Source organism: Acidobacteriota bacterium (genome assembly GCA_034211275.1).
In the GTDB taxonomy this organism is placed as follows: domain Bacteria; phylum Acidobacteriota; class Thermoanaerobaculia; order Multivoradales; family JAHZIX01; genus JAGQSE01.
In genome coordinates this window covers 1-9,238 of record JAXHTF010000246.1, presented here as the reverse complement: position 1 = coordinate 9,238, position 9,238 = coordinate 1, and the positions used below count along the sequence as shown (strand labels likewise).

At 66.1% G+C, this 9,238-nt stretch carries 8 protein-coding genes; 1 reads left to right on the top strand and 7 read right to left on the bottom strand.

The window, feature by feature from the left end:
- From SX243_23625 to SX243_23610, 4 genes are all read right to left on the bottom strand, one after another.
- The coding region (locus SX243_23625; protein ID MDY7095976.1) for a restriction endonuclease at window positions 1-1,641 on the bottom strand (1,641 nt) is incomplete at its 3' end.
- Window positions 1,638-2,360 (bottom strand): helix-turn-helix domain-containing protein, encoded by a 723-nt coding sequence (locus SX243_23620; protein MDY7095975.1) that lies wholly within the window; start codon window positions 2,358-2,360, stop codon window positions 1,638-1,640. The genes SX243_23625 and SX243_23620, both read right to left, overlap by 4 nt.
- Window positions 2,361-2,374: 14 nt before the next feature.
- Window positions 2,375-3,688, bottom strand: a complete 1,314-nt coding sequence (locus SX243_23615) for a hypothetical protein (GenBank protein MDY7095974.1) — start codon at window positions 3,686-3,688, stop codon at window positions 2,375-2,377.
- A gap of 87 nt (window positions 3,689-3,775) precedes the next feature.
- Complete coding sequence (locus tag SX243_23610; protein MDY7095973.1) at window positions 3,776-5,923, bottom strand: hypothetical protein; 2,148 nt, start codon at window positions 5,921-5,923, stop codon at window positions 3,776-3,778.
- A 145-nt stretch (window positions 5,924-6,068) separates the two neighbouring features.
- Here SX243_23610 and SX243_23605 point away from each other — a divergent pair, with 145 nt between their 5' ends.
- Complete coding sequence (locus SX243_23605; protein ID MDY7095972.1) at window positions 6,069-6,737, top strand: hypothetical protein; 669 nt, start codon at window positions 6,069-6,071, stop codon at window positions 6,735-6,737.
- Window positions 6,738-6,844: 107 nt separating this feature from the next.
- On the opposite strand, the gene SX243_23600 is transcribed toward SX243_23605, so the two are convergent.
- The 3 genes from SX243_23600 to SX243_23590 form a co-directional block, all read right to left on the bottom strand.
- Window positions 6,845-7,756 (bottom strand): hypothetical protein, encoded by a 912-nt coding sequence (locus SX243_23600; protein MDY7095971.1) that lies wholly within the window; start codon window positions 7,754-7,756, stop codon window positions 6,845-6,847.
- 25 nt (window positions 7,757-7,781) lie between these two features.
- On the bottom strand, window positions 7,782-8,732 hold the full coding sequence (locus SX243_23595; GenBank protein MDY7095970.1) for a hypothetical protein: 951 nt from the start codon (window positions 8,730-8,732) through the stop codon (window positions 7,782-7,784).
- Between the two features lie 40 nt (window positions 8,733-8,772).
- On the bottom strand, window positions 8,773-9,238 hold a 466-nt coding region (locus SX243_23590; protein MDY7095969.1), incomplete at its 5' end, for a hypothetical protein.

Genomic DNA, 9,238 nt, shown 5'->3' with positions numbered 1-9,238 from the left:
GGCGTTGGGGAAGCGCTTGAGGTCGATGGCCAACGGGAACGGTTGTTCTGGATCGTCCAGCGCCCGGCGGGCTAGCTCGTAGACGAAACGCTGGAAGAACGCGCTCTTGCCAGTACCGTAGTCCCCCAGCAGTAGCCACAGCCGCGGGCCCTTACCCTCGACCCACTCTTGAGCGTAGGGCAAGAGCCGCCGAAAGGGATTCTCCTCGTCCCGCTCCTCCGGCAAGACTCGCTGCTTGACGTAGGTGCGGCCGAGGACGCTGTTTTCGAAGGAGCTGACCAGCGAGGTGAGATAGCGGCGGGGGTCAAAGAGGCGGCGTTCCAGATCTTCGAGGGTCCAGGCTCGGAGGTCATGCCGATCCGCCACCATCGTCAAGGCTGCTGGGCTGAAGCTGCGCGCCACCACCATGCCGCGGGCTCCTTGGGCTCTTCCCGCTTGGCCACCGATCCACACACCCAACTCGTCGAAGACCTTGACACCAATCGGTTTGCGATGGTCCTTGCACTCCACCCACCAGCATTGCTCGTCGAGCCCTCCGACAATCCGCGCCACCAGATCTACCTTGTGCCCGCCGAGGATCTGCTCCCGCTCGACTCGGTAGCCGTGGAGCTCCAGGAGCCGGGCGACGCGGTCTTCGAAGCTCTTGCCCTGGCGAGTGCGAAGCGAGGGACCCAAAGCTCCTTGGAGACGATCCTGATCCGGGAACTTGGCCGCCTCCTCGTCCGCCGCCTCACGATCCGCCAGCAGCTCGAAACGCGACTGCTGCAAGCGCTCTTCTACCTGACTGTAAGCCCCCGCCACCGAGCTGGAAGGATCCTCGGCGCCGAGCAGCTTCTCCCCCCAAAGCAAACGCCGGTCCAGCGGCACTTCGATGGGGCGTACTTCGGCGAAGCGTTTCTTCCACACAGCTCTCCGCTTCTCTGCAGCTCCAGAGTCGTCCGGCGGTACCGGCGAGACCACGTGGATGCGTTCCAGCTTCGAGCCGGCGCCCAAAGCCACCCGCGGCTCCAGGCGTCCGGCTACCGCTTCGTCCAACGCCTTGTGGACGTGGAACAGGCCCTCGACACTTTGATGCCCATAGCTCCCCACCAGCACCGTGGCGTGGGGCAGAAGCGCCGCCAGGAAGCCTCCGATATCGGTAATGCCGGTGCGCGAGTCGATGAGGATGTGATCCTGCTCCTCGGCGAGAACCTGGAGAATGGCGCGAAAGACCGCGAGGCCCACCGCCGGCTGCTCCACCAACAGCCGCCGCCAGGGTCCCTCGGCGTAAAGACGGGCAAAGTCGGCCCCCTCGCCAAAGGCTGGCAGGATGCTGAGATGAGGCCGCCCCGGCACCGGCTGCACCAGCCCGCGTAGGCTCTCAGCCCACTCCTCGGGCATCTCCCCCAAGCCGGCCAGCTCGATCGGTTCTTGCTCAGACTTGTCAGTCAACCACTCGAAGAAGCCTCGGGGGACTTCCGCCGGCTCCAACGCCGGGATCCGGTGCAGCCCCGGAGCCTCGACATCGAGATCCCACAAGAGCACCCGCCGCCGTGCCGCGAGCATCCAGCCGACGTTGGCGAGGAGCAGGCTACGCCCGACACCGCCTTTGAAGCTGTAGAAGGTTGTGACGTGGGCCGAGCCCAGGTCGAAAGAGCTCACATCCCCGCCCTTCTACGGAAGGCCGGCGGGCTACCGGAGGAGCTGAATAGGAAGCTCATTCCGCGATCCATTTCTTCGAGCTCAGAAGCTCCATAGCCCCCTGCACCTTCTGCCACCTCGGAAAAGACCGCCGCTGCCTCCTGGCGGGGGTAGCTCCGTGCCGAGCCGGTAGAGAAATCGTCTTCGGCAGCAAAGCCCAAGTAGACGCGCTTTTCTCGTCCAACGTTTCGCCGCTCGATCAGATCGTGAGCTTCCAGCACGCCGAGGATGCGACTCAGGTTGGCCGGCTTGAGCTCCAACCGCTCTCCAACTTCTACCTGGCTCAGTCCCGGCTCCGCAGCCACCAGCTCGAGAATCTCCGGCGCGTGGAGCAGCCGCCTCGCCTTCTCGGGCTCCTGCGCCGCCAGGCTGCCGAGGCGAGCATCGAGGACGTCCGCCAACGCCCGCCAGCGCAGACACCAGTCGCGCCAGGCATCTTCCTGCTCCACCGGCACCAGGGTACGCAGGCCGTCGTAGAGAGCTTCGTGCTCTTCCCGCGGCGCCCTCCGCACGAGTAGCCGCACTATCTTGTGCCGCAAGGCATAGTCGACGGCCTCGAGGTGAGGCTCCGCTAGCTCGTTGCCAGCCCTTTCGAAGAAGTCAGCGTAGTCGTCGAGGGATTGGTCGAGAAGCTGGGCAGGACCGGCAGCCAGAATCGCTGAAGGGTTCTGAAGTTTCATCTGCCAACAATACACTACCGTTCAGTCAGCGTCCATCGAATCGAGATTCGGCATGTTGGGCTTTCCTGCAACATGCGGTGCGCCGAAGGCATCTCGTCCGGCTTGAGCTTCGCGTTCGTTTGCCCCTGTCCAACCTCTTGGCTTCCGGTGACGGAGCCGTTGGAATAGCAAACCATCCCCAAGCCTTGGCCGGTCTTCGGCTCCTGCTGAGCCACCACGGCCACCGTTCCATGCTGCAAGGCGAGTTGCTTGGACTTTGCCTGATGGGCATGCAGAGTCGATCTTCCACCCATCGACGGCACGAGCATCAATGCCGGCCCGACGACCTTCCAAAGATCGGTTACCGGCAGGTCCCCCATCTCGCAGAAGTCCAGGCAAATCCCCAACCCCACCAGACCAAAAGGAGCCTGAAAGAGCCGGGCTCGACTGCCTCCTTCAATACCCTCATCGAAATCCACCCCCGCTTCGGAGGTGATCGCCATGGGCTGGATCTTCAGGTGACGGGTCAGCTCATCGCCAAAGCGGTCGTAGACGTACGCGACGTTGCGCTGCACGTCCGAACGGTGAAGGTCGTTCTCATGGAAACTCCCCGCCACCACCAACGCCAAAGAAGTCCTGCCACGCCGACGCCGAAGCCAGCGATGAATCGCCTGGCGCGCCGCCGGATCGATGGTCAGCTCGGGAAGAACCAGGATTCGGACACCGGCTTCGTCAGCCTCATGGAGGATTGCCTCAACCGACGCCTGGCGCCCCGGTGGATCTTGCAAGGAGGGGAAGCGATAGGGAGATGTTTCCTGCCAGTTGACGAGGATCCCGTCCTCGAAGGCGCTGGCCTGAATCGACAGCGACGACTCACCGAAATACCGATAAAGCCGCTCCGGAAGCCGGCACAGGTCGACGGAGATCGTCCGGTGTTGGTCGGGAAAGATCTGATGCCGGCGGAGCCAGAACTCTCGCTGACGCGGCTGGCTCTGAGCCAAAGTGCTGGTCCAGCCCTCCCGCCGAGGCACAAGGTAGTAGCGACCGCTTCCCCAAGGCTCAGAAAGCTCGATAACACGGGATCGGCGATCCAGCCCGAAGTCCGTGGCCGTGGCCAGCAGCTCATCGACGGCCCCCAAGGCAGCCAAGGGATGCACGGCCTTCAGGACCTCGGAATTCTGTAGAGCCTTGAGCGCCCTTGTCCGCTGGTTGACACAGCGCCACCGATCAAACCCTGCCTGAAGCTTTGTGTGGTCGCGTAAGTGGCGCCACAGTACGACCAGCGCCCGCGCCGGATCATCCAGCGCGAGCTGCAGGCAGCGCGTCGAAAAGGAATCGTTCTGTTGCATGAAGCAACGAAAGATTACTCAAACAATCGACCCTCGGCAAGCTCTTGATATCGAAAGCTCCAGTCATCCCAGGATTCGATCAGAGCCTCACTCCAACCAAGGCCCCACATCCCCCCGTTCGAACCCATCCAAGAACACCCGATCCCCCACTCCCCGGGCCAGGATGCCGTCGCCGCTGGCGTCGGTGTCCGTCCACAGGACGAGGTAGTCGGAGTTGGGGCCGGAGGCTACGGCGGGGGCTAGGGGGTTGTTGCCCAGGCCTGAGTCGAGGGTGAGGTCACCGCCTTGGGAGCGGCCGGCAGGGTCGAGTTTTTGGGCGAGGATGGAGGCTTCGGAGCTGTCGACGCTGATGCCGGGCCAGGCCACCAGCAGATAGCCCAGATCGTCGAAGGCGAGGGACGGGGCGGAGGAGAAGGTGCCTTCGGTGGGGCTTTCCGCCAGGCCGACGAAGGAGGTCAGGCCGAGGGGCTCGAGGTTGGGATCGAAGCGGCGGGCTAGGAGGCTGCCGCCGGGGCCGTCAATGCCTTCCTCCTCGTACCAGATGACGACGAAGCGGCCTTCGGGATCGGTGGCCACGGCGGGGTTGCGCTGATCACCGGCGGTGTGGCGGTGCATGCGCTGTACGGGACCGAGGGCGGTGCCGGTGGCGTCGAAACGGCGGCCGAAGATGCCGCGGCCGGCGCCGTCGTCGTCCTCCCAGACCACCAGGTAGGTACCGTCGGGGGATGCGGTGAGGGCCGGACGGCTGCGCTGGGAGGCGCCCGCCGGGTGCACCGTCTTTTCGCCACCGAGAGCAAAGCCGTTGGCGGCGAAGGGGCGCAGGAGGATCGCCGTGCCGGTGCCTTCCGAGCCGTCATCGGCAGTGGCGCCCGCGGCGGCTGCCCAGGCTACCAGGAAGCTGCCGTCCCCGGCCACCGCCACCGCCGGGCGGGCGGAGGCGTCGGCGGGGGTGAGATTCACCGCCCGCTCCGAGCCCTGGGGCTGGCCCAGGTCGTCGACACGGCGGGCGGCGATGCCCGGTTCCGGATCCGCTCCGGTCCGCCAGACCACCACCGCCTGGCCGCCACCGGCGCTGGCGTCGGGGGCTGCCTGGTCGCCGGCAGGACGCGTCTCCACCGGGATCTCGGCTCCGGCGGGTGTGCCGTCGGCGTCCAGGAGACGGGCGACGATGCCCAGGCCGTCGGCGGCAGGAGCCTGCCAGAAGGCGAGAGCGGAACCAGCGGCGGGCACGGCCACCGCGGGGGCCTGCTGATCTCCGGCGGTGGTGGCGTTCACCGGCTGCGGCGCGGCGGCGGCCTGGGGAGCGGGGGTATCGCGCACCGCGTCAGGCCAGCGGACGAAGTAGCCGTCGGCCCACACGATGTCCCCGTCCGGATCGAAGGCCGGGAAGGAACCCACAAGATAGACCGTACCTTCGAAATGGCCATCGACTCCAGGACTCCGGACCGCGGCGAGGTGCTGCTCTCCCGGCAGAGGGAAGGTATCGAGGTAGAAGCTGTATGCATGCCCCCACCCGTCCCGGTGCGGGAGACACCGCAAATAGTCGGGCACCAGGACATCTTCGACCTGGCCAGCACCGACCTGATCGTAGGAGGTCAGGTCGACCACCGCGAAGCCTTCCTGGGCGTTGCGGGAGATGATGTCGGAGAGCCACGCAAACATCGCCGTGCCGATGCTGCGCACGTCGTCCACAGTCTCCTGCTGAGCCTGCCGATCCGAAGCGGGCAAGGCACGGCGGATGAAGTAGCCGTCGGCCCACATCAGGTCGTCGTCGGCGCTGGAGACGACCCCCGGCAGGTACGACGTTCCTTCGAAGGATCCATCGGCCCCCGGGGAACGGATGCTCATGCGGGCGTCGGCGATGGAGGTGGCATCCAGGTAGTAGTCGAAGCTGTGGCCCCAGGCGTCGTGCTCCGGTACCTCCGGTGCGTAGCGGGGCACCAGCAGATCCTGCAAATCCCCATGAGTGATGGCTGAGTAGGTGTTCAGATCCACCGGGAAGCCGCAGGCTCCCGCCGCCGAAGCGCTCACCTGGTCGGTGAGCCAGGCCAGCAGGCTCCGGCCGACGCTGCGCATCTCGTTCTGGGTTTGCTGCTGGGGATCGGGACTCGGGAGCTCCAGCGCCCGCAAAGCACCGAAGTAGGAGAGCCCGGCGAGGAGCCCGAGAATCGCTAGCCCCGCCCCCAGATCCTGTACCCAACTCCGGACCGTCCGCTGCTTCGCTTGATCGCTCATCCTCGACCCCTTCTCCGGTAATGAGAGCTTCCCGAAACCACGAGGCAATAGTTCTAATGATACACTGAAGGATGTTTTGCCGCATTCTCCCCCGGTTGTTCGCCGGATCTTGCCGGGGCGGACCGCTCACCATCCAGGAGTTTCCATGAGAGCCACCAGTCACCTACTCCACTTCGCCGGCCTCGCACTCCTCACCGGCCTCTCCGGTCTGTTCTGGGCACCGACGGCAGCGGCGGGGGTGGTGGATCCCAACGGGGATCTCGAAGTGATCTCCGGAGATCCCCTGGCGGGCCAGTTCAGCGCCCGCATCACCATCGACGATGACGACCGGGTGTATCTGCGGGAGGAGTCCCCGGAGGGCCTCGATGTCTATCGGGCTCGCTTTCTTTGGCGCCCGGCAACTCTGATGCTTGCCCCAGGAAAGAGGCTCAAGCTGCTAACCGGCTTTTCCGAGAACCCTGCACAGAAGCGCATCTTGACCTTCACGGTTCGGGATTTCTTCGAGGCTCCCTACCAGGAAATTCGTCTCAAGGTCCGGGAGGACGATGGAGCATGGATGACCACGCAGCGGATACTGGTGCCCATGAACTTGGAGGTCGTGCCGATCACCATCGAATGGCGCCGGGCTTCCGGGCCCGACGCTGAGGACGGGCTGGTGCGACTGTTTCTTGACGGGTTGCTGGCAAGAGAGATCTTGGGCGTCGACAACTCCACCTGGTCTCTCGACCGTGTGCATTTCGGCGTGGTCAGCGCCCCCAAGCCCGGCACCACCGGCACCCTGGAGATCGACTCCTTCGAGTCCTGGGCTCGGTAGCACAAGCCTAGAGCTGGGGATTCGGACCATGGTGGGCTGACGCCCACCCTACTCCCGAAGATTCGGCGGCTCGCCGTAGGGTGGGCGCCAGCCCACCGACGCGCGTCTCAGAGTCCATCAGAAAGTGGGTACCCCTGCGGTGAAGACGCAGGCGGCCGTTCCAGGGACGCCGCAACCTGCGGCTTGAGCTCGCCATAGAACGGAATCTCCTCCAGCCGATCCAGGGTGGCGAGGATGGCCCGGGCGTAGGTTTCTGCGTAGAGATCAGGCCACAGCTCCCATGGATTGTTGCGGCCGGTGCCGCAGGAGTTGATCTCGATGAGCTGCAGGCGGCCTCCGGAGAGCATGTAGTCGAAGCTAGCGTAGCCGACGCCGTGAGCCAGGAGCGCGACGCTGGCGGCTTCGGCGGCAGCGCGGGTCGCGGCATCGACGGTGAAGCGCTCGATGGGCAGGGTCGTCGACCGGTAGAATTCCGAGTGGCGAAGGTCCACCGTCTCCAGCGCCCAGGCCGCCAGCAGATGGCCGCCGAAGAGGTCGAGCTTGAAAGTGCGCGGATCCTCCGCCAGCAGCTCCATCACCACGTCCCGTTCCAAGTCGTAGCCCGCCGGGGGCCAGGTCTCGATCTCGGCGAAGGGCAGGAAGCGCACGCCCTGGCGCTGGGACGACCAATCGTGCTTGACCACCACGCCGTCCCCGTTCCAGTCCCCCGTGGCCGAGCGGAGCTCCTCGGCGGTTTGCGGCGCCGCCCAGCGGGCGATCTCCATCCCCGAGTCCGCCACCGCTTCCAGCCGGCGTCGGCGGGTGAGGGTTCGCTGCCCGAGGACCCGAGTGCTGGGCGCCGGGCGATGGAGACTCAGGGGATCGGCCAGAATCACCAGGTCCGCGGCGGCGCACCAGCCGCTCCACCATCGGCGGGTCTCGAAATCGACCCCGTGCTGGCCCAGGGCCGAGGCCACGGCGCCGTAGACCCGCCGATGCTGGGCTTGCAGCAGATCGAGAATGATGACCTGAGCCGGCATAGTAGATCCTTCGCCTGCTGGGGGCTCAAGCCGCCAGGGCTAGCAGGGCCTCGGTAAAGGTCTCGAGGAAACGCCGGGTGACGGCCTGGCGCTGGACGTCGGCGAGGTCCCCGGCGTCGAGGACCGTGGGGTTGGTGTTGATCTCGAAGGTCACGATGGGCCCCGTGATCTCGTCCCCGGGCCCCTCCACCCCGGTGAAAGCGAAATCGATGCGCCCGTAGTCGATGCCGGCGAGGGCACAGACCTCCGCCACCTGCCGGCGGCCCCAGTTGTGCTCGAGGTATTCCTGCTCCCGGCGCACCATCCAGGGCTCGGGGGTACCACCGCCCTTGACCATCCAGCGGGGCGAGTAGAAGAGATGCCGGGGCGCCACCGCTCCGTCGAGGAAGAAGGCGCCGGCCTTGTGGAAGAGCGACTCTCCGGAGCGCCGGGTGTCCTCGAACTCCACCACCAACCAGTCGCGGCGCCGGCCGTCGATGGAGCTGATGGCGTCGGTACCCTGCCCGTGCTCCTCCATCCACGCTGCCAGCTCTGTCGGCGAATGGAGCAACGGCGAGCGCGCGCCGTCGTGCTCATGCTCGTCCCGGAGGAAAACTGGGTAACGAACCCGATCTGCGGCCCCGGATTCTGCCACCTCGGTCCAGCGCCAGGGTCGGAACCGATGCAGACCGTCCTCGTGCAACCGCCGTCCCAGCTCGTAGCGCCGGAGCACCCGCCGGGCATCGTTGAGCACCCGCCGGGCGCCCAGCCGCAGGCAGCGATCCCCCAGAGCAGCCAACTCGTCGAGCTGGTCGGCCGTCATGCGCTCCAGATCGCAGAGGACGATGACATCGCCGGTGAGATCCCGCCTCCCGAGAGACGCCTCGGCCTCTCGATAGCCGACGACCTGGACGGCCCGGCGCAGCTCCTCCGAGCCGTGCTCGAGGAAGAGCTGCATCGTGTACCGGTGTTGATCGAAAGTGAGGAATCGCAGCATGGGAGCGCAGCGCCGAGAGAGTCGACAGCGTTTGGAAGCCTTAGAGCAGCGCTTCCGCCGTCGCCGGAGGCAGAGGAGCCAACGCCGGGAGCTGGCGGATTTGCCCCTCGGACCGGCGCTGCTGGCGGCGGCGCTCGGGCTCCATCACCTGGCCGGCGCGGGTGTTGTAAACATAGGTGGTGTCGGCACAAAAGGCGCTGCGCTCGCCAGCCAGCTCGAGGATCGGCAGGAAGAGGGCGAGATCCGTGGCACACCGATACCGCTGGATCTGCGCGCCGAGGCGCCGGTCCTTCGCCAGCTGGCGGAACAAGCCGTAGCGAAAGGTGCGGGGATGACTGGCGACCCACGGATGCTGGCGAAAGGCGCCGCGCCGCTTGACCTCCACCGGATAATCTTCCGCCCAGGTGCAGCGCTTGCCGAACTCATCGCAATAGGTGCCGTGGGAGACCAACAACCGGCGGCGGCGGTGGAAGTGGTCGAGGGTCTCCAGAGCCTCGGATCCTGCC

Bases quoted from the DNA above. Each gene is read 5' to 3' on its own strand.
- SX243_23600 (MDY7095971.1), bottom strand. From the start codon at position 7,756: ATGCCGGCTCAGGTCATCATTCTCGATCTGCTGCAAGCCCAGCATCGG.
- SX243_23595 (MDY7095970.1), bottom strand. From the start codon at position 8,732: ATGCTGCGATTCCTCACTTTCGATCAACACCGGTACACGATGCAGCTC.
- SX243_23615 (MDY7095974.1), bottom strand. From the start codon at position 3,688: ATGCAACAGAACGATTCCTTTTCGACGCGCTGCCTGCAGCTCGCGCTG.
- SX243_23610 (MDY7095973.1), bottom strand. From the start codon at position 5,923: ATGAGCGATCAAGCGAAGCAGCGGACGGTCCGGAGTTGGGTACAGGAT.
- SX243_23605 (MDY7095972.1), top strand. From the start codon at position 6,069: ATGAGAGCCACCAGTCACCTACTCCACTTCGCCGGCCTCGCACTCCTC.
- SX243_23620 (MDY7095975.1), bottom strand. From the start codon at position 2,360: ATGAAACTTCAGAACCCTTCAGCGATTCTGGCTGCCGGTCCTGCCCAG.